Origin of the sequence: Paraburkholderia fungorum (assembly GCF_003610895.1) — a bacterium.
GTDB classification, from domain to species: domain Bacteria; phylum Pseudomonadota; class Gammaproteobacteria; order Burkholderiales; family Burkholderiaceae; genus Paraburkholderia; species Paraburkholderia fungorum_B.
This window is the reverse complement of the sequence record NZ_MCAS01000034.1, coordinates 152,732-172,841: the sequence shown is the minus strand read 5'-3', so window position 1 is coordinate 172,841 and position 20,110 is coordinate 152,732. Positions and strand designations below refer to the sequence as shown.

The following is a 20,110-nucleotide window of genomic DNA, read 5'->3' as shown; positions in this document are numbered from 1 at the left end:
TACGTTGGAGCAATTTCCAACGGCACATCATTTGCAAACCGGCGATCCCGCGATCCGGACAAACCGGCAGTACGAGAAGCCCGGCGAAGGCGCCAGTCTAACGGCTATGGCCGCGAGCACTCACCGGCCATATGACCTCAACGCGCTCCTCGCGAAACACAACGATCTCGTCATGCAGATTGAGCGTCGGGTCGCAATGGCCCGGCACCAGCAGAAGCTGGCTGCCAAGCGCCGGTTTGACGACGTCGCGATTGAGCATCTGCACACTTCCATGTTCGTCATTGACGACCGTATAGTGCAACGTGCTGCTTGCGCCGTCATCGCCCCAAACCGTCGGCAAACCGGAATCGACGGCGAGAGACTTGAGTCCCGCGTCGACCACCACGACCTGTCCGGCGTCACTATGGCCAACGCTGATCACCGAGGTGGCGAGAAACAGGCTGTGCTCGAAGCGCAGTGCGTCGGTATAAACGTTGCGACCGTAGTCGCCATCCATGAAGGCGTAAGAACCGGGCTGCACTTCGGTATAGACCCCACTCGCAAGATCGAACTCGACGCTGCCGCTGCCGCCACCGGTGACAACCGCGCAGACCACACCATCACGGCGGAGTGCGTCGACGACCTCCTCAGTGCGGGCCGCGGCAAGCGCCGAAGCGTCACGCCGCTCGCCATAGTCGCGGATATGCTGGATACCGCCCTGATAGGCCTGCAAGCCTTTGAACGTCAATTGAGCGTGGGCGGATATCACTTCCAGCAATTGCAACACCTGCCTCGCGTCGGCTACGCCGCAGCGATTCTGGCCGACGTTGATTTCGACAAAGACATCAATACGGCTGCCATGCCCGGCGGTCGCCGCCGCTAAGGCCACCACCTGATCCGGGTGGTCGACACAAACGCTGAAACGCCCATGCAGCGCCATGCGCGCCAGCAGGTCCAGCTTCGCCGATCCGATCACTTCGTTGCTGATATGAATATCCGTGACGCCGGCATGAAGGAAAGGCAACGCCTCGCTGACCTTCTGGCAGCAGATGCCGACTGCCCCGCGCTGGATCTGCGCCAGCGCGATCGCCGGGCATTTGTGCGCTTTGGCATGCGGACGCAGCGCTACACCGGCCTCATCGGCTCGTGCCTGCATGACATCCAGATTGCGCTCGAACGCGTCGGCGTCCAGCAGTAGCGCAGGTGTATCGATGCTTGTAATCGGATTCCCCGGACTGGCTGCCGGCAGGACCTGGATATTGTGAATGCTGCTCATAGTTCGGGCCTCACGCGCACAACGTCTTCACGGAGTGGCCAAAGGTCCTGGGCGAGACGCGAACGCGGGAACGATGCGACGTCGGCTGAACTCAGGCCCGGACTATCGACGGTAATGATCGCGGAGGCCAGTGCCTGGAATCCCGCCCGGAAATGATTGGAGCTTTTGAGCGCAACGATCCTGCGGCTGTTCACGTCGATGCCGTGAAGCAGCAGCAACGCGTGGTCGAAGGTTTGCGTAGGACGCGAGATAACGATGACATCGACGCCTTCGATGATGAGCCTGCACGATGTCCCGAGATCGAACTGAAGACCCTCGAGCATGGAGCCCGGAAGATTCGTGAAGCGGCCATCGGTAACGGCTTTGACATACGCCTGCGCAACGATGGGGGCACCTTGCATCTTGCCGAGCTTCCCGCCGAGTTTGACCTCTATCGTTGCGCCGACGCCGGCACGCTCAGCCTGTTGCGCGACTTCCCGGTCGTGAATTGCCACGAAGCACGCGGTCTCGGGCGGAAGCTGCGCGTCCAGAAGCGCCCGCAACAAATACGTCGCATCGCCAGGCGCGCCGCCGCCCGGGTTGTCCGAGCTCTCGTTGATCACTACCAGACCTGACTCCACTGCAAGGGCCTGCCTGACGCCTTCCTCAGGAGCCAGGACTCTCGGCCTGAACGCCTCCCGGTTCGCCCAGATCCAGTCCGCAACTTCGTCGGCGCAGCGCTGCGCCAGGTCCAGGTCGCCATCGGTCGTACACACCACCGTGGGGCACGGCGCGGGAATATCCGCGTACGGAAAACCATGGAACCAGGAGCAGTCGATCACCCCCGGCCGTTCACCGATCCGCAAGCACAAATCGTTGACGTCCGCCGCAGGAAAACCGGAATCCGTGCTCATGACGATACCCAGCATGGGCAACCGATGCATGGCGGTAACCGGTCTGATTGCGCCGCGGGCTGTCTGAGCCAGCAGTTCGACCGCCTCGACGCCGCGTTGAAGGAGGTCCGTATGCGGATAGAGCCGGCACGGCAGCGTCAGGTCGCCATAGATACGCATCGCGTCCGTCATCTGCCCATGCAGATCGTAGACCGATGCGATGGGTACGCTGTCGCCCACCAGTTCGCGTACCGCCGCAAGCAGGTCGCCCTCCAGATCGTCGATCCCCTCCACCACACCTGCTCCGTGCGGCGCCATCAAGACGCCATCCACCGGGAGTGAGTCCCTGATGCCGGCGAGCACAGATTGCTTCAGCTGTTCATAGACACCCGCGCCAATGGTTCCCGACGGCCATGCGAAAGCCAGTGTCGAGTAAACCAGTTCGATCCCCAACGCGTGGGCCGCTTCGATGTAGCCGCCCACCGACCGATTGGTGCCGGCGTACTCCGGTTCAACTTCATCGCCACTGACACACATAAAGTCAGATAGCTGCGTGTAACCCGTGAACTCCGTCGCATAGGTATTGGTCTCGTGGCAGATTCCGGCGACGACAAATCTCAGGGTTGCGTTTGCATTGTGCATAGAGGTCTTTTTCGTATTTGGGTTCACGTGCTGCGCGTTGCGAGCTTCCACAGCCGTGCCAGTGTGGCTGCTTCGCCGTTGCCGGCGACAGCGTCAAATGCATTCAGCGCTTTGCCCTTTTGACCGGCCAGGTAGTAAGCAATGCCAAGATGCAAGCGTGCTTCATTCGGATCCGCAAGGCCGCCTTTCGCGAGGCCCGTCTCGATTGCGGCTATGCCGTGCTGGCTCTTTCCCGAGAGCGCCTCGTTGAAGCCGGTTTCGACCAACGCAGCGCCGTTGCCTGCCGTGGCGGCCGGCTGCGGCTGAGTTGCCGCTTTGGTGGCGAGGTTCCTGAGCCGCTCGCCGCGTCCCGCATCCGGGCCTTTGCCCAGCACGCCGGAATTGAACCCCTGGTTCACCACACTCAATGCCTCCGCGCCATGCCCTGCGAGAATCGCGAGCTGCGCCATCTCGATGTAGTCGCTTGCGCTACCAAGATTGTTGGTGGCTCGCTTGAGACGATAGACATCGAGTTCGAATCCTCCCGCGAATTTTGGATCGGCCTGCAAGCGGTCGAGCAACTCGCCCCAGTAAGCCGGCGTCGGATAATATTTGACGAGTTGCTCCAGCACGGCGGCATAGCCGGCGTTGTCGCCCTGCTTCTGATAGCAACTCGCCAGCAGTTTCAACGCGTCAGCGTCAGGCGCACGCCCGGCGCGCATCTCCGCATCCACGGCAGGCCGCAGGACTTTTTCCGCCGCACCGGCGTTGCCCGCCATGTAGTAAGACTGCGCGAGCAGCGTTTTCATATGCGGATCGCCCGCCCCCGTGCTCTGATAACGCTGCCCCCATTGCACGGCCTGCGCGTAGTTTCCCTGCTGATAGGCGAGACTCGCCAGGGCCGCCATCATCTTCTGCTGTTCCGCGACTGGCTGGCGGCCGCCCTGGATCAGAAGTCCATAATCGCGCGCGGCCACCGTGAGGTCGCCGGCGGCAACGGCTGCCGCGCCGCCCATCTGCGCAACGAGATCGCTCTCATACTGCGATTTTCCAGGCACGGCCTCTGCCTGCGCCACGCTCGCCAGCGCATCCCTGTAGCGCTGCGCCTGGTATAACGCACGCGCGGTCTGCAATGGCCTCGCGACATCGGGCCGGAGGGTCTCCGCCGCAAATCCCGACTTGCCAACGAGCACGGCGCTTACCCCGATCGCCAGAAACAGGATGCGCAGCAGAGCGGACGACGGGCGTCCAGAACCAGGTCCACGACTCATTTTCCACCTACTCCAGACGTTGCTACTGCATGAATTGCTCATTGCCGACGAGCGCGATTTTGGTGACGCCCTGCCGTTGCGCCGCTGCCATCACAGCAGCCACACGACGGTATGGCACCAGCCGGTTGGGTCTGAGATGCAACTCCGGCTGGTCCGCCTGCGCTGCCACCGTCTTCAGGTGCTGATCGAGATCCGTGAGATCCGCGAGCGCTGCGCCATTCCAGCTGATGGTGCCGTCGAAGTCGACGTCGACCTCCACCACCGGCGGCGGCGCCTTCACGACGGGTGGCGGCGTACCCACCGGCATATTCATCTTCACCGCATGCGACTGGATCGGAATGGTGATGATCAGCATGATGAGCAGGACCAGCATGACGTCGATTAACGGCGTCGTGTTGATCTCGACCAGTACTTCGGGTTCCTGACTACCACCCGCTGGAATATTCATTCCCATTTCTACCTCCTCAGCCGCCGTGTGTAGCCGGATTCGTAATGAAATCTACCTTCGCGATGCCGGCTCGCTCGCACGCCACGACGACTTTGCCGACGTACTCGTAACGCGCGTTCTCGTCACCCCGGATCTGCACCTCGGGTTGCGGTTGCTGCACGGCGATCTCCTTCAACCGCGCGACCAGCGTCGGCATGTCGACGTGCTGCTCCGACCAGAACACGTCGCCGTCGCGATTGATCGCAAGCACGATGTTCTTCGGCGTGGTCTGCAACGGCTGGACCGTCTGCGTCGGCAACCGGACGTTGACGGTATGCGTGGCTACCGGAATGGTGAGCAGGAAGATGATGAGCAACACCAGCATCACGTCCACCAGCGGCGTGGTGTTGATCGACGACATTACCTCGTCGTGCTCTTCGCTGCCTTGTCCTGCACTCATGGCCATGATCTGCTCCGCTTACGACGTTGCTGCCTTCATGGACCGCCTTGACGCCGCGTCGTCGGGAACCGAATACGAAGAAACCTTCGTAGCCGTGCCCGCGCCGCTCAGGAGTACGGTATGCAGTTGCGCGCCAAAGCCGCGCACCCGTTCCATGACCGAGCGGTTGCGGCGTACCAGGAAGTTGTAGCCGAGCACCGCCGGCACAGCGACCGCAAGACCGATGGCCGTCATGATGAGCGCTTCACCCACCGGTCCCGCCACCTTGTCGATCGACGCCTGTCCAGCAATGCCGATTGCCGTCAGCGCGTGATAGATACCCCAGACCGTGCCGAACAGACCCACAAACGGAGCGGTCGAGCCGACCGTCGCGAGAAACGCGAGACCGTCCTGCAAGCGGTTGGACACCACCGTGGTCGCCCGTTCGATCGACACGCTGATCCACGTGTTGAGATCGACCTTCTCGAGCAGCGCCCCCTCATGATGGCGGCTCGCTTCAATCCCGCTGCCCGCTATGAAACGGAATGGGCTGGCTTCATCCAGCTGTTGCACCCCGGCTTCGAGGGACGGCGCGTCCCACACCGTCTCGTCCGCCGAGCGCGCACGACGGTTGGCGCGGAATTGCTCAAAGAATTTGGTCACCATGATGTACCAGCTACCCATCGACATGATCACCAGAATGACGAGCGTGGCCCGCGAAACAATGTCTCCCCCCTTCCACAGCGCATCGAGCCCATACGGATTCGATACCCCTTCGGTCATTGCCACCGGCGGCGGCGGCGCAGGCTGGTCGGCCTGCTCTGCCGGCGCTTGCGCAGCGGGAGCGACGCCGGTTTGCGTGTTCGCCTGGGCGCTCGTTTGTGCGTTCGTTTGTGCGCTCGTAGCGGCTACTGTGCTGCTGGCGGACTGCGCATAGGCGGTCCCCGTTGCGCTCAGCAGTGCCACAGAGGTCAGGGCGAAAATTGCGCTTGCCGCAATGGCGGCCAGACTCGGGTTCTTCATGTCATCACTCCAAGATCGTTCTTCATAGACCTGGCAGGGCACGCCCGCCAGCATTGCTTGAGGTTGCCTTCAGTTCAGATTGAACGAGAACGGGACCTGCACGCGGACGTCCTCGCCTTGCGCGACGCAGTTGAACTGCTTGACTGCATTCACCGCGGCCCGGTCGAGAAGCGGATCCGCCGACTTCACAACCTGTACGTCCTGCATATTTCCGCGTGCGTCCACCACGAACTCCACCAGTACGTCCCCGGTAATGCCGTTGCGCTGAGCTTCACGCGGATAGCGCAGCGACTGTCTGACCTGCTGCGAATTCGGACATACCACTCCCACTTCCGTATGCACCGTATGCGCGGGCGCTGCTGCAACAGCCGGCGCGGTCATGGGCGCGGATTGCGGCTGAGGCGTGGCCGAGCGCTGTGCCACCGCCAGTTGCTGCGGTTGTGCGGGAACCACCACTTCAGGGGGCGGAATGAACGGGGGCGGGGGTGCGAATTTCGGCGGGGGCGGCAAGATGATCGCCGGCTTGGGCGCGGGCGGCTTCACCTCTTCGACGATTCTTGTTTCGATGGGCTTGCGGATCACCTCGATCACCTTCGAGGCAAGACCATTCACCAGAATGTAGACGAGCCCTACGTGTAGGAGTGCCACGAATCCGATACCGCCAAAGCGGCTGGCGGAATAGTGGCGCTGACCAGCGTATTTCATTTGTGTCTCCTCCAGGCACCGGCGGCTCATTGGCGCTTCCCAGGTGTCATTTCTCATATCTGTCCACATCGCAGCCCGATCACTATCGCTGCATGAACCACACCTTACACCAACAATTTTCCAAATAGAACATTTTTTTCCACAATGAATAATTTTGGAAGTAATGGTCCTGTAATGAAAATTTTTGGCATACTGGCCGCTTATGCGGAAAACACCTATGCGGAAAAACCTCGCTACCCACGATCCATCCGGGCCGAGCAAGCCCGGCCAGGCCATTCGCGCACTGCGCAACAAACTTGGGCTGACATTGCAGGAAGTCAGCCAACGCACCGGGCTGGCCATCTCGACCATCTCGAAGCTCGAGATGGGACGGGCATCCCTGTCTTACGAGAAGCTCTCGCTCGTGAGCGCCGGCCTGGGCGTCAACATGTCGGAATTGCTTGGGCTGCTCGGCGATAGCCCGGGCGGCAGCGAGCCTGCCCCGTCGGTGCCGGGCAGACGCATCATCCAGCGGCAAGGTGAAGGCGTGGCCGTGCAAACTGGGCCCTACGTGGAGACGTTCCTTGCGGTGGAGTTGCTGAACAAGCAACTGGTACCGCTGATTGTCGACGTGCGAGCCCGCACCATTCAGGCGTTCACCGACGAATTCGGCGGCCTGATCAGGCATTCCGGCGAGGAATTCATCTACATACTGGAAGGCGAAGTCGAGTTCCACACGGACTTCTATGCGCCGGTGCGGCTCAAGCAAGGCGAATCGGTCTATTTCGATAGCAGCATGGGGCACGCCTTCCTTGCAGCATCTGAAGGCCCGTGCCGCCTTCTGTCCGTGTGTACAGACCCGGATCAGGAACAGCGCGTGATCGATCAGGTTCAGAAGCAGGAATAAGCCGGGGTTCTCTGCGCTAGCAGAAGGCCTATAGCGCCGCCCGATACTGCAATCGTCACCACCGGATCAGCAACCTGGTTCAGCCGGGCATATGCCCGGCCTGCGCGACGTGCTGCTCTCGCGGGTCTTCCCAGTTACGCCTCAAATGGGTTCTCAACACGCGGCCAGTAGTTGGGACTGCGAACTCGATACGGGATATTGGCAAAGTCAGGTGTCAGCGCCCCCGGCGCCGACACGTAGAGCACTTCCCGGGCGATCGGCGCAAATTCCGCATGGAAATGCTGCGAGGACTTGACCACGACAACGCGCTTGCTCGCGAGATCGATACCGAGTCCGGTAAAGGCCGTAGGCGCAATGGTTTGTTCTCGCACCGTCATCAGGACGATGTCGACGTCGTCGTCCGTCGACACCCACGCCGCGGAACCGAGCGGGCGTTGCATGCCACCCATGCTTTGATGATGTTCGTCCGCCAGCGCACGCACCGTGACCGCCAAATCCAGTGGCGCGCCGGAACTCACCCCCAGCTTGCCGCCGATCCGAAGAGTGAGCCGTGTACCGACACCGGCCTCCCTGCAGACCTGGACCGCGCCCATGTCGTACACGCAACCAAGCGCCACGTCGCGCACACCACGTTCGATCAGCCGCCGCAAAATGAACGTGCTGTCGCATGGCGCACCGCCGCCAGGATTGTCAGCGACGTCGGCCAGCACGACGGGCCCGCCGGCACCGGCCAGCGCGCGATCCAGGGCGTCGTCAATCGACAGTCCCGCCGGGCGCGCTTTCTCACGCATATCCCATAGCATCTGACCCAGTTGTGCCGCGATACGCTGCGCCTGGACCTCATCGTTGTCGGTGATCACCCAGATCCTCGCGCCCGTCTCCGCCACGTCGCCCCACGGAAAGCCATGGCCGAACGACACGGACAAGACGCCGTCGCGCCCCTCCAGCGACTGCATGTGCTTGACGAACCCGGCGATGGGTTCAGTCGTGGTATGCCATTTGCCGATCATGCGGCAATCGTGGACCGCGGTCACCGGACGCACGCGTCCTTGCGCAGTCGCCACGGTCAACGCGAACACCTCGCGCAGGCGTTCGATAATGTCGGTATGGGGATATTCCTTGTAGCAGATGATGACGTTTGCGTTGCGCTGCATCTGCTCGGTGAAGTGGCAATGCAAATCGAGTTCCACGCCGATCGGCACTTCGTCGCCGACCAGTGCGCGAACGGCTTCGATCAGGTCTCCTTCGCAATCGTCACAGTGCTCCGCAATCATCGCGCCGTGCAAGATCAGCAGCACGGCGTCGACAGGAAGCGCCGCTCGCAGATCCGCGAGAATTTCCTCGCGAAAACTTTCGTACACCTGCTGCACGGTACGGCCTGCCGGTTGCGCCATCGTCGACAGGCTCTCGATGATTTCGTGGCCCTGAGCGGCCGCGAGCTTGCGCAATTCGGCTATTCCCACTCCGAGCCCGTCCGGCGCCACCTTGCTGGCATCGCCGTGATAGATCCCGTATGACGCGTAGCCACCCATTCCAGTCGGACTCGGCGCAAAGGTATTCGTTTCGGTGATCAGCGTCGTGGTAAAAATTTTCACGATTTGCGCTCCTGAGTCGCGTTGTCGTCGGTCCGTACGAAGTGCAGATTCATCGAGCGGGTGGTACTCAACCGGAAGCCGCGAACCCGCCCCGCGCCGTCCCGTTCGACAACCAGCACCGCGGGCACGCTCAACTCCCCGGGCCTGGCGGAGGTTGCCGCAACGTCTCGCGACATCACCTTCAGTTCACTGCTCCAGCCGCTACGCGTGCCCCGGATGGCGAGGCTTGCCTTGCCGCCGTCGAAGCTGATTGCTCCGCGCGCCGCAAGGTCATTCGATACGTATTCCCCCGTCAAGCCGCTGGCGAATTCCGTGACAGGCGGCGGGACATCCGGCAGACGCACAAGCCGATCGACGTGCCCGCAATTGGACAACTCCATAACCGGCACATCGCTCTCCGGCGATGCCGGCAGAAGGCGAAACGAGAGCGGCCCCATGCCGGGAAACGTCACGCAATACCGGTTCTCGCCGGCGACCACCGGCAACGCTATCGAGTTGAGCAGATTGAAGCCAAGATCGCCCTTATCGTCGAGTATTTCGACGAGCGTTCGGGTGTCCTGTGACCAGTAGTGTCCGAGGAGCCCTTCGAGTCCAGCCGTCTTGACGCGTTGCGGTGCGGCCTCCAGCACTTCGTCGCCAAGCACCCGGTCGATCACCTGCCACGCAAGCTCGGTCGGACTGACCGCGGCGCCGTTCGTCATCACGATGATGTCGAGTTCGTGCTCCGGCACGGTGATCATTTGCGAAGCGCCGCCGTCCACCGCCCCGGCATGGTGGATCACCTCGACGCCCCGATATTTCTCCCGCACCAGCCCAAGGCAGTACGTGCCCACCGCACCGCTCGAGTAACGGGCAGGCGACAGCATCTGCGTCCAGCTTGCCTCGCTGCCGACCCGCTTCGTGCCGCGCAAGTGCGCGAGCCATATGAGCATGTCGGCTACTGTCGAGACGATCGAGCCTTCACCGAGGAGATCTTCCAGCGGCAGCACACCGCGACGATAGCCGCCGTCCGGCTGCGGTACATGCGGCGTGGCCCTGCCCGGCACCACAGTGAGATCGCTCGGGACGGAATCGGTATTCGCCATGCCGAGCGGTTCGAAAATACGCTGCTTCAGGAAGGCTTCAAACGTCATGCCGCTGGCGCGCGCGATAGCGATCGACAGCAGGTGGTAGCCGCCGTTGCAATACGCCATGCGCTCGCCGGGCGCAAAGTTCACGTCCTGTTGCAGCAGCTGATACCTGAACGCTTCGCATTTTTCCATCATCGCGCCGACGTTGCCCAGCACGCTCAGATCCAGGTAGCACCGGTATCCGCCGGTATGGGTCATGAGCTGGCGCAGTGTCGGTTCGACAGCCAGTATCGGCAACTCGGGGATATAGGCGCGAATGCTCGCGTCGACATCGAGCTTGCCGTCTTCGGCGAGCAACAGCGCTGCGAGACAGGCGAAGTGCTTACTGGTCGAGCCAATGCGCATGCGTGTGCCCGGCGTATTCGCCACGGCCAACTCCACGCTCGCGAGCCCGAAGCCACGCCGGTAGAGCAGCCTGCCATGCCGCGCAATGCCAATCACTAGGCCTGGCGCATCGCTGCGATCGAATTGCGCAAAGATGTCGTCGAGGTCGAGGCCAGTCACTCGTGAATCCGGATCTACGTCAGCCAACGGTCTTCTCCACAGGTCAGCGCACCCACCGGCGCAATGGCACGCAGTATATTGATCATTTTTCCAATAAGTCAATTTTTTCTAAAATAGATAAATTCGACCTTGGCCGCGCTCCCACAGCCCTGGCTTGCGGCGTTCGCAAGCTGATCGCATTGCCCCGCAAGCCCCGCCCCGTCAGACGCAACACCCGCTCAGCGACGATTTTTCAGTCAGCCGCTACCCGGACCAATCGCCAGCCTTGCAGCAGCGGAGAAATGTCTACAAGTATTTTCCATATTGTAAATATTTTTCTTATTTGGCACTATGCAGAAAAACCACCGTGCCGACATCGGCCGGCCGGGACACTTGCATCCCAGGATGCCTAACAGGAATTGGCATGTCATCTACTTCGAATTCCAGCCGCGGTATCAGTCTGATGCGCCTGGGCGGATACGGCGCGGGCGGCTCCGCCAACGCGCTCGCGGCAACCCCCGTCCCCATGCTGCTTCTGTACTTCCTCACGGAGTACGTGCATCTCGAACCATGGCTCGCCGGGATGATTCTGGCCGCCCCCAAGCTGTGGGACGTCCTTGTCGACATGCCGATCGGACGTTATTCGGACCAGTTAGCGTTGCGCGCGGGCGGCCGTCTGCGCGTCTGTATCATGAGCGGGCTCGCGCTCATGGTGCTGCTGCCCCTGACCTTCTTTCACCCGGCGATCGCCTCCAAGCCGCTGCTTGCCGCGTTTTATGTACTGGTCCAGATTCTGCAAGCGACCTGCTATACCGTCTTCGGCGTTACTTTTCTCGCGCTGGCCGGCGACCTGGCAACGGACTCCCTCCAGCGCAACAAATTCCTGACTGTCGGGAATCTCGGCGCCGCCCTCACCACGATTTCTCTCGTGGTTTGCGTACCGGTCCTGATCCGGCTCGGCGGCGGTGGCGAACGGGGCTACCTGACCATGACCCTGGTGATCGCGCTGGCGATGGCGTTCATGTACGCCTGGTTTTACAGCGCGGTTCGTAACGCCCCTGTTCATCCGGCGGCATTGTCGGAATCCTCCGCGGAAATGTCGCTGCGTGACGGCATCGTTGCTGTCCTGCGTAACCGGGCGTTTCTTGCGCTCATCATCGTGATCATCGCGCTCGGCACAGCAGGCGGCTGTCTGAACTCCCTGATTGCCTATGAAAATCAGTATCTGCTTGGACGCCGCCCCGAGGACCTGTTCCTGCTCGCAGGTCCGGTGCTGATTGGCGGCCTCCTCGGTCTGCCGCTTGCTGTTCCGGTGTTGCGCCGCCTTGGCGATAACGGCACGCTGCGGATCGGCTTTCTCGTTACCGTTGCCGCATTTATCGGCTATTGGGCCGGTTTGGCCAGTGGGCTGATACCGGTGGTCATGGTGGCCGGCGCGATCTACGGCATCATCTGTTCTGTAGCCGGTGTGGCCCTGACGGCCGCGGTGCTCGACACCGTAAAGTCGGCCAAGGGCGGGCCCTCCCTCGGGCTTTATCTGGGCATGTTCATGTCCGCGCAAAAACTCGGCATGTCACTCGGCGGCGTGGTCTCGGGCGGCCTCCTGTCGCTCATCGGCTACCACGCGGGCGCGCCGGCCACGGTCGAACTCCATCACCGCATTGCCCTGTTGGGCCTGGTGGGTCCTCTGGTTCCCCTGCTGATTGCCTGCGCCGCCATCTGGATGTTCGGGGTCTATAGCGAGCCACGTTTGACGGGCAAGCATCCGGTCGACTCCTGCGCCGAAACCCTCTGAGCTCCGCCGGGCAGTGCGGCAAGCACGCCGGTCATCAACATGCTGGATCGCATGGGCACTGACGTGAAACGAGTCATAAGGAACAACCGATGAAGTTCGATACCCTCGTCCTCGGCGCCGGCATCGTGGGTGTGTCGGTGGCCGCGCACCTGCAGAAACGCGGTCGATCGGTTGCACTGGTAGACCTCAAGCAGCCGGGTAACGAGACGTCCTTCGGCAACGCCGGACTGATTCAGCGTGAAGGCGTCTATCCGTATGCGTTCCCGCGCGGATGGCAGAAGCTCCTGGGCTACGCACGCAACCAGTCGACCGATGTGCGCTACCACCCGGACGCGATGCTCAAGCTCGCGCCTTTCCTGTGGAAGTACTGGCGCAATTCGCACCCGCGCCGCCATGCGGCCATCGCCCGCTCCTATGCCCCACTGATCGAACACTGCGTGACCGAACACCGGGCGCTTGCGCAGGAAGCCGGCGCGAGTTCGTTGCTGCGTCCGATCGGCTGGATGAAGATTTTTAGAACGGCAGCCAAGCAGGACGAGGAAACGAGCCTTGCCGAGCAGTGGCATCGTGAATTCGGCGTCGAGTTCGAATCACTCGACGGCACGCGCTTGCGCCAGACTGAACCGGATCTGGACACCTCGCTGCTAGGCGGACTCCGATATGTCGCGGCCGATTCGGTGAACGATCCGAATGCACTGGTAACCGCCTATGCAAAACATTTTGTGCACCTGGGCGGCCGCTTTTTCATTGGCGACGGCACAACGCTCAAGGACCAGTGGGCGGTGTACACGCATGAGGGGCTGATTGAAGCGAGATCCGTGGTCGTGGCGATGGGGCCGTGGTCGGAACAGGTGACCTCGCAATTGGGTTACCGCCTGCCGCTGGCCGTCAAGCGTGGCTATCACATGCACTATGCGCCGCAACCGGAGACCCGCCTGAACCATGCCGTGCTCGACGTCGAGCACGGCTACCTGATCGCCCCGATGCGCCGCGGAATCAGACTGACCACGGGTGCCGAGCTCGCCCATCGCGATGCGCCCCGAACACCAACGCAACTCAACGCCGTCGAACCGATTGCGCGCACGCTGTTTCCTCTCGCGACGCGTATCGACGGCGAGCCATGGATGGGAGCTCGCCCCTGCACACCCGACATGATGCCGATCATCGGACCCGCAACGCGCCACAAGAATCTCTGGTTCGCATTCGGCCACGCTCATCACGGCTTTACGCTGGGCGCCGTCACCGGACGGTTGGTTGCCGAGATGATTACCGGTGAATCCCTATTGGTGGACGCGCACCCGTTTCGAGCCAGCCGGTTCAGCGCATGAGCCCGGTGGTAGCGGAGCCCTTACCGATACGGCTGGCTATCACCGTTCAACATGAAGATATCGGTAGTCGTTCAGGCGCACTTCCTGGGGTGTCATCTCATAGGCCCGCCGGAATGCACGCGTAAAGTCGGATGCGCTTCTGAAGCCGACGGAATAACCGACGTCTTTGATCGGAACACCCGGAAATCGAACGAGCTCGTCAGCGGCGGTACGCAAGCGAAGATGACGGATATAGGCACCCAGCCCACCCTCATGCTCGAATAACCGATAAATCGTGCTGCGTGGGAGCGCCAACGATTCAATTACGCTGTCGGGCGATAGTTCGCAATCCTGCAGGTTTGCCCTGACATACCGTCTTGTATAGTCGAACATGAGCGCGCGGCTGACTGCTCGCTTACTGCCGCTCAGACCAGCCTCTTCCCCAAACGCGGCGACAATCAGTTCAATGAGACCGGCCAGCTTGCGGCGCGCCTCCTCGAACGGCATGTGCCGGACGCTCTCGACGAGTTTCCTTGCGCGCTCGATGATAAGCCGCGTGGCGGGCCTGTTCGGGTCGAGCAGTCGCCCATGTATAGCGGCCGGGTCGGAGAACACGTGTCGCAGCAGGTTGGACGGCACAACGAGCGTGATATACCGGCACGCCTGCCGCCGCAGGCGCACGGGTTGTTCAAAGTCGGTGGCGAGTACGCTGCCTCCACCCACGAGGTACTCACCCCGCCCGCCGAGCTTCGTTGCCGAATGAGCCTCGCCATCCAGGAAGAGGGTAAAACCAATGCCCCGCACACTGTCGCGCGAAATACGGGCCACCGTGCGTTCGATCACCACATGATCGGTGCGGGTGTCGCTGATGCGGAATTCGCCGATGTCGTAACGGTCGTTGATGCAGACAAAGGGTTGTCGAACCTGTTCTCGCGACGGCACAACCTCGACGATCTCGCCAAGCTGCTCCCAATAGGCTAGCAGTTGCTGTTGCGGCGGTCTCCCGGAAACATCGAATCGGTTGTAGACGATGCCATTCGCGAGCATATCGTGATTCCGTAGCAAAGTAAGATGTCCCGTTGGCACGTTAAATCAGACGAGCTTATTTTAATCTCGTCAATTTACGCCCGCACTGATTGGCACGAGCGACGGGCACACCGGAATGAAGGTGCCGGTGGATGAATCTTCAGTGCCGGTCAACAACCGCATTCCCATTTCGGCTGCAGCAGTGTCATTCCATGCTGCCCCTTGTACGCAGCGACGGACGGCGGCGCCCATCCATCCAGCATCTGCGGCGCAAGCCGGTAAATCTCGATGCCGAGCGGTCGACACACCTCCAGCGGATCGCGCGCGTCTGGCCCCCACATCGGCACCGAGAGATCGCCGCCCGGACAGGTCGACAGCGCGCATAGCAAGTCGATCTCAGCGAAGAATTCGAGGTAGTCACCCTTCTTTGCCGGACATGCCTTCATGAAATATTTGTCTTCCTGATTCAGGCCGGTGCACTGGAATACGTTGAGCACGTCGTGCACGTCGTATTCGGTCAATCCGTAAGGAGCAATCGCGCGTGTGAGGTTGGAGTGGCAGTGGAAATGGAAGTCCTCGCCAGTCAGCATCCGGTTCACATAGGGATCGCACCGCGTACCGAGCAGATCGTGGACACGGCCGCCATGCTCGTCGACGCCGTAGTCGGCGAGGCTGTCGTCCGTGATCGTCACCATCGGACGCAGGAACGGCAGCGTCGACCACAGGCGGTCGAACGTGCTCACATGCGCCTGCTGCAACTGGCGCGTGCGCGAAGCCCACATACGCTCGCGCGGGTTGTGCAGGTTCCACATATTCAGGTCGGCCACCTGCGGACCTTCTATCGTCACGATGCGAAACACTTGACCGGCCGGCACGGTCCACGCCTGACCCGAGCGGATCGGCACGACGATCGATTCGACCAGCGTGCGGGTGTCGTGCTGTGAGGCGACGCGTTGATAGAACGTCTTATCGACGTCGAGCGCGGAACCCTTGGTGGATTGATAGGCGGCAGGGTAGTTCAACATGCTGAATACTCCTTCATAAGACAGGCGAATAGCCGCACCCGGACAGGCTGCGGCGTGCCCGGGTGTGTCGTGAATGAAGCGCTCATCCTGCACTTCTTTCAAACATTACACCCTGGCCGCCCCCTGCGCTTGTGCTGCAGGTCGAACGCGTCTCGCTGCGCGTCATATTCAAGGGCACTACGACGCGTGATCGGCGGAGTCTTTGATACCGCCGGGATAGGATGAAGACGGTAATATGATGCGCACGGAGGCGCGACACATGGATGCTCACGAACCTGCCACACGGCCGGCACAGCCTGCCCGCCGCCCGGTGCTGGTCTGGGACGCGCCGGTGCGGCTGTTTCACTGGCTGGTGGTCGTACTTGTCACAGCGGCCTATGTCACCTTGAAACTGAACTGGATCGACTGGCACATCCGGGCCGGGGAGACGCTGCTCGCGTTGGTCATATTCCGGCTGCTATGGGGCTGCTTTGGCAGTGAGACCGCGCGCTTTCGCAATTTCGTGGCGTCGCCCACGGCGGCACTTCGTCATTTGCGTCATCAGCTGCGCCGCGAGCCGGATCTGCAGGTGGGCCACAATGCGGCCGGCGGCTGGATGGTCCTGCTGCTGCTCGCGTTGCTGCTGGTCGAGACGCTGAGCGGACTCTACGTCAACAACGACATCGCCGACGAAGGGCCATTGAGCGAACTGGTGCCCGCGTGGCTCGCCAACGCCATATCCACATTGCACGGGATCGTGTGGGACGTGCTGCTCGCCGCGGTCACGCTGCATGTACTCGCGATCGCGCTCTATGCGATAGCGAAGGGACACAACCTGCTGCGCCCAATGCTAACCGGCTACAAGCTCCTGCCCTCCTCCATCGAGGCGCCGCGGCAGACGCCAGCGCTGCTGGCGTTGCTGCCGCTCGGCGTGGGCGTCGCCGTGGTGATGCTGCTCGCGGCCTATCTCTGAGCCTGCCGCGAACCCGATCTCAGTGTGCCGCCTGCGCGGTCGCGTCAGTTGCTCTTCGGCGGCACCACCTGGCCGCGGATTTCGCCGCCCGGATTGGTTTTGGTATGCACGTTGATGTACATGTCACCGGCCTCGAACATCTTGGCGTCATCCGGGGATAGCGTGGTTTGACCGCTGAGCGGGCTCGTCATCTCCATGGTGCCTTTCTGGGAAAGCCAGACCTTCACGCCGGCGTTCTTGCCGGCTGGCGCGGGCCCATGGAAATGCGCCATCGTGGCCTGACTCGACAATCCGCTAAAGGTGATGTTCCAGGTGACAACCCGCGTGCTGGCGTCATACGTGAGGCTGGCACTGCCGCTGCCCGGCGTCTGCACGGGCGGAACCTGTTGAGCTCCCGTCAACGGTACGTCAAATGAGACCGGCGCCGCTTGCGCCAGGCTCAGCGTGCCCGCGAGAGCAAGGCTGCCGAGCACCATGAAAACGCGCTGCGAGATGGATCGTGACATTTGGTTTTCTCCTTTTGGGTTTGCCCTTGCTGGGCGGTAGCCACTATCGAAGCGTATATAGGACCTCATCGGCCTCGCTGGCGGCCAAAGCTGTGAGACAAGGATAGACGCAAGCCGCCGGTAACTCCAGGTGATGCGCAGATGTCAGGTCTGCGGCAGGAAAGATGTAATCAACCTGATCGCGGACGCCCTCGCCGGCTCTGGCAAATCCTGAACCCGGCGCGTCAAGCCCCCACTCAAGATAGATGCCTTCTTGCGTACAGGTGAAATATATACAGTCTATATGTACAGTTTAACTGTACATATGCTATGGTTGCGCCATGAACAAACAGTCGCCCTCACCCAAGCCCACCGACCTGCCCATCCTTGCTGGCGAACTACGTATTGCCGTGGGCAAATTGGTGCGCCGCGCGCGAGAACTTGCGAACCCTAACGACCTCACGTCGGCACAGAAGTCGGTGGTCTTCCACCTGGAGCGTGACGGTCCAGCCACCGTCTCAGCTTTGGCACGGGCAGAAGGCGTGAAACCACAGTCCATGCGGATTACGGTTGCCGGCCTGGAGGCGTCAGGCGTTGTCAAAGGCGAGGCCGACCCTGGCGACGGGCGCAAAACGCTGATTGGCCTGACCCCCACGTTCAGGCGAGCGCTGCAGGCGAATCGGGCGGCAAAAGAAGACTGGCTGGTCCGCGCCCTCCAGGCACAGCTATCCGCGCAAGAACAGGCTGAACTCGGCGCTGCGGTGGAACTGCTCAAGCGTCTCGCAGACTTCTGAACACACACAGGAACTTCACGCAAGACCATGCCGTACACCGCACTCGACCCAAACACCGCGCTGATCGTCGTTGATCTGCAGAACGGCATCGTCGGCTCGCCCTTCACGTCTTCCATTGAACGGGTCGTCGAACGATCCTGCGCACTGCTTCAGGCCTTTCGCAAACACGGCTTGCCGGTCGTGCTGGTCAACGTCGCCGGTGTGGCGCCTGGGCGCACAGAGCGGCCCCGTCACAACGCTACGTTCTCCGAAGGATGGACCGATTTCATTGAGGAGCTTGACCAGCAGCCCAGCGACATCGTCGTCACCAAACGAACATGGGGTGCGTTCACCCATACCACCCTCGATGAACAGCTGAAGGCCCTGGGTGTGACGCAGGTCGTTGTCGCCGGCGTCGCGACCGGCACAGGTGTCGAGGCCACCGCGCGCCAGGCCTACGAACACGGGTTCAACGTCAGCCTGGCTCTCGATGCCATGACGGACCCGCGTGCCGAGGCCCACGATTACAGCATCAAGAACGTATTTCCGAAGCTGGGCGAAACGGGCACAGCCCAGGACATCATCGATTTACTCGCTACGAGGAGCGTCTGAAATGGATTGGTTACACGCGGTCTCTTATTTTTTCGGTGGTGCATTTCTCGCGAATGCCGTGCCTCATTTCGTCAGCGGTGTGACAGGGGCACCCTTCCAGACCCCGTTCGCGAAACCACCTGGAAAAGGGCTGTCGTCATCGACTGTCAATGTGCTGTGGGGTTTCTTCAATCTCGTCGTCGGCTACCACCTCGTGTGCAGCGTGGGCGACTTTGAGCTCAAGGTAACAGCCGATGTCGTGCCATTCGGCCTGGGTATCCTGGCAATGGGACTGTTCGGTGCGCGGCATTTCGGCAACTTCCATGGCGGCAATAATCCCGAACGGTCATGAGCGCCTCGGCAATGACGCGTTAGTTGACGGCGGGCACGTGGCGGATCTCCTGCCCGCATAGCCTTGTCCTTGCTCGCCGGACACGCGGTGCATGACAGATCTACCGGGCATCCTGATACTCAAGTCTGCCGCGCAACCACGACGTGAATTCATCAAGCTCGGCGGGCAACGCACGACCCGCTGCGGGCAAGGCCGTCAATGTAAAGGGCAGTCGCACGAATCCCCAGGGCGCCACCAGGTGCCCTTCGTCAAGCTCCCGCCTGACGAGCCGTTTCTCGACCAGCGCAACGCCCAGTCCAGAGAGTGCCGCCTCGATGCAAAGGTGTGTGTGGGGAAACGCAATCTGCCCTCCGGTTCCGATTCTGGTGCCCGTCTGCGTCTCCCAGTGCGTCCATGCACTCGAGGTGAAATCGTGCGTGATGCGCGTCCCCGATTTTGCCGAGCGCTTGTATGCGGGCGTGCATACAGGACCGAATGCGACAGGTGCCAGCGCAATCGCACGGGCACGGTCCGCCTCCGAATACGAAGTGAGATCCCACGCAATGACGAGATCGGCGCCTTCGGTCCGGATCTCTCGCGCTGAAGTCATGGACAGTCGGATACGAATGTCCGGACGCGCGCGATAAAAATCGGCAAGGTTCGGCACCAGCCAGCGCATGGCAAACGTCGCGCTACACGCCACGTGCAGGCCTGAGCCACGCACCTGGGCTTGCAACCTCGCATAGCCCTGCTCGAGCTGTTCGAACACAGTACTGACGAGCGCGTAGAGCTCCTCCCCGTGCCGATTCAGCTTCAACCCCGTTCCTTCCTTGTCGAACAGCGCTGAACCTACGTGCTCCTGAAGCAGCTTCAATTGACGACTGACGGCACCGTGAGTTCGGTGCAGTTCTTCGGCGGCCCTGGTGACGGAACCGTTTCTGGCCGTTGCTTCGAACGCACGCAGCAAAGATAGCGGAGGCAGTGTACGCACCCAGAATTCCTTGGTTAAAAAAACTGACGAATCTTGCAACAAAACTCGATTTTCGAATGCTACACGATTGCGTATCTTCACATTCAAACAGCGCAATCCATGACATTTCGCCGAATCGGAGCACGCC

Annotated in this window: 20 protein-coding genes; 7 read left to right on the top strand and 13 right to left on the bottom strand. The window is 61.5% G+C overall.

Translation table 11 applies throughout. The annotated features are described in order from the left end of the window. Positions 1 to 97: 97 nt before the first annotated feature. The 7 genes from BCY88_RS27405 to BCY88_RS27375 form a co-directional block, all read right to left on the bottom strand. Positions 98 to 1,255 (bottom strand): DSD1 family PLP-dependent enzyme, encoded by a 1,158-nt coding sequence (locus BCY88_RS27405; RefSeq protein ID WP_120347292.1) that lies wholly within the window; start codon positions 1,253 to 1,255, stop codon positions 98 to 100. Beyond that, entirely contained in the window at positions 1,252 to 2,769 is a 1,518-nt protein-coding gene (locus BCY88_RS27400) for a M81 family metallopeptidase (protein WP_120347291.1), read from the bottom strand. Before BCY88_RS27400 ends, BCY88_RS27405 begins: the two co-directional genes overlap by 4 nt. Before the next feature lie 23 nt (positions 2,770 to 2,792). Beyond that, positions 2,793 to 4,019: a tetratricopeptide repeat protein gene (locus BCY88_RS27395; protein WP_183081465.1), complete on the bottom strand. Its 1,227-nt coding sequence runs from the start codon at positions 4,017 to 4,019 to the stop codon at positions 2,793 to 2,795. A 22-nt stretch (positions 4,020 to 4,041) separates the two neighbouring features. Further along, the gene (locus tag BCY88_RS27390) at positions 4,042 to 4,473 is read right to left on the bottom strand and encodes an ExbD/TolR family protein (protein ID WP_120347289.1); all 432 of its coding nucleotides are present in this window, start codon (positions 4,471 to 4,473) and stop codon (positions 4,042 to 4,044) included. A gap of 10 nt (positions 4,474 to 4,483) precedes the next feature. Then, the gene (locus BCY88_RS27385; RefSeq protein ID WP_120347288.1) at positions 4,484 to 4,912 is read right to left on the bottom strand and encodes an ExbD/TolR family protein; all 429 of its coding nucleotides are present in this window, start codon (positions 4,910 to 4,912) and stop codon (positions 4,484 to 4,486) included. Positions 4,913 to 4,924: 12 nt separating this feature from the next. Beyond that, positions 4,925 to 5,908, bottom strand: a complete 984-nt coding sequence (locus BCY88_RS27380) for a MotA/TolQ/ExbB proton channel family protein (RefSeq protein WP_120347287.1) — start codon at positions 5,906 to 5,908, stop codon at positions 4,925 to 4,927. A 69-nt stretch (positions 5,909 to 5,977) separates the two neighbouring features. Further along, positions 5,978 to 6,613 carry an energy transducer TonB gene (locus tag BCY88_RS27375; RefSeq protein ID WP_259461528.1) on the bottom strand — a complete coding sequence of 212 codons (636 nt, stop codon included), beginning with the start codon at positions 6,611 to 6,613 and terminating at the stop codon, positions 5,978 to 5,980. Positions 6,614 to 6,830: 217 nt separating this feature from the next. Between BCY88_RS27375 and BCY88_RS27370 the strand changes: the two genes are divergently transcribed. Then, positions 6,831 to 7,499 (top strand): helix-turn-helix domain-containing protein, encoded by a 669-nt coding sequence (locus tag BCY88_RS27370; protein ID WP_183081464.1) that lies wholly within the window; start codon positions 6,831 to 6,833, stop codon positions 7,497 to 7,499. A 134-nt stretch (positions 7,500 to 7,633) separates the two neighbouring features. Here BCY88_RS27370 and BCY88_RS27365 read toward each other — a convergent pair whose 3' ends face one another. Both BCY88_RS27365 and BCY88_RS27360 read right to left on the bottom strand, forming a co-directional pair. After that, positions 7,634 to 9,094, bottom strand: a complete 1,461-nt coding sequence (locus tag BCY88_RS27365; protein WP_120347284.1) for a M81 family metallopeptidase — start codon at positions 9,092 to 9,094, stop codon at positions 7,634 to 7,636. After that, on the bottom strand, positions 9,091 to 10,728 hold the full coding sequence (locus tag BCY88_RS27360) for a serine hydrolase domain-containing protein (protein WP_120347283.1): 1,638 nt from the start codon (positions 10,726 to 10,728) through the stop codon (positions 9,091 to 9,093). Before BCY88_RS27360 ends, BCY88_RS27365 begins: the two co-directional genes overlap by 4 nt. A gap of 403 nt (positions 10,729 to 11,131) precedes the next feature. On the opposite strand from BCY88_RS27360, the gene BCY88_RS27355 reads away from it, so the two are divergent. Together BCY88_RS27355 and BCY88_RS27350 are read left to right on the top strand one after the other, a co-directional pair. After that, the gene (locus BCY88_RS27355; protein ID WP_120347282.1) at positions 11,132 to 12,502 is read left to right on the top strand and encodes an MFS transporter; all 1,371 of its coding nucleotides are present in this window, start codon (positions 11,132 to 11,134) and stop codon (positions 12,500 to 12,502) included. 89 nt (positions 12,503 to 12,591) lie between these two features. After that, complete coding sequence (locus BCY88_RS27350; RefSeq protein ID WP_120347281.1) at positions 12,592 to 13,830, top strand: NAD(P)/FAD-dependent oxidoreductase; 1,239 nt, start codon at positions 12,592 to 12,594, stop codon at positions 13,828 to 13,830. A 39-nt stretch (positions 13,831 to 13,869) separates the two neighbouring features. Here BCY88_RS27350 and BCY88_RS27345 read toward each other — a convergent pair whose 3' ends face one another. Then, entirely contained in the window at positions 13,870 to 14,856 is a 987-nt protein-coding gene (locus BCY88_RS27345; RefSeq protein ID WP_120347280.1) for an AraC family transcriptional regulator, read from the bottom strand. A 149-nt stretch (positions 14,857 to 15,005) separates the two neighbouring features. After that, a complete protein-coding gene (locus BCY88_RS27340; protein ID WP_120347279.1) occupies positions 15,006 to 15,860 on the bottom strand; it encodes an urea carboxylase-associated family protein in 855 nt (284 codons plus the stop codon). Between the two features lie 259 nt (positions 15,861 to 16,119). Between BCY88_RS27340 and BCY88_RS27335 the strand changes: the two genes are divergently transcribed. After that, a complete protein-coding gene (locus tag BCY88_RS27335) occupies positions 16,120 to 16,812 on the top strand; it encodes a cytochrome b/b6 domain-containing protein (protein WP_120347278.1) in 693 nt (230 codons plus the stop codon). 44 nt (positions 16,813 to 16,856) lie between these two features. On the opposite strand, the gene BCY88_RS27330 is transcribed toward BCY88_RS27335, so the two are convergent. Beyond that, entirely contained in the window at positions 16,857 to 17,318 is a 462-nt protein-coding gene (locus BCY88_RS27330; protein ID WP_120347277.1) for a CHRD domain-containing protein, read from the bottom strand. 320 nt (positions 17,319 to 17,638) lie between these two features. Between BCY88_RS27330 and BCY88_RS27325 the strand changes: the two genes are divergently transcribed. From BCY88_RS27325 to BCY88_RS27315, 3 genes are read left to right on the top strand one after another with little or no spacing between them, the layout of a single operon-like run. Beyond that, positions 17,639 to 18,091 (top strand): MarR family winged helix-turn-helix transcriptional regulator, encoded by a 453-nt coding sequence (locus BCY88_RS27325; protein WP_120347276.1) that lies wholly within the window; start codon positions 17,639 to 17,641, stop codon positions 18,089 to 18,091. Positions 18,092 to 18,118: 27 nt separating this feature from the next. Next, positions 18,119 to 18,682: an isochorismatase family protein gene (locus BCY88_RS27320; RefSeq protein ID WP_120347275.1), complete on the top strand. Its 564-nt coding sequence runs from the start codon at positions 18,119 to 18,121 to the stop codon at positions 18,680 to 18,682. Between the two features lies 1 nt (position 18,683). Further along, positions 18,684 to 19,013 (top strand): hypothetical protein, encoded by a 330-nt coding sequence (locus BCY88_RS27315; protein WP_120347274.1) that lies wholly within the window; start codon positions 18,684 to 18,686, stop codon positions 19,011 to 19,013. 100 nt (positions 19,014 to 19,113) lie between these two features. Here BCY88_RS27315 and BCY88_RS27310 read toward each other — a convergent pair whose 3' ends face one another. Next, positions 19,114 to 19,983 carry a LysR substrate-binding domain-containing protein gene (locus tag BCY88_RS27310; protein WP_120347456.1) on the bottom strand — a complete coding sequence of 290 codons (870 nt, stop codon included), beginning with the start codon at positions 19,981 to 19,983 and terminating at the stop codon, positions 19,114 to 19,116. Between the last annotated feature and the right edge of the window lie 127 nt (positions 19,984 to 20,110).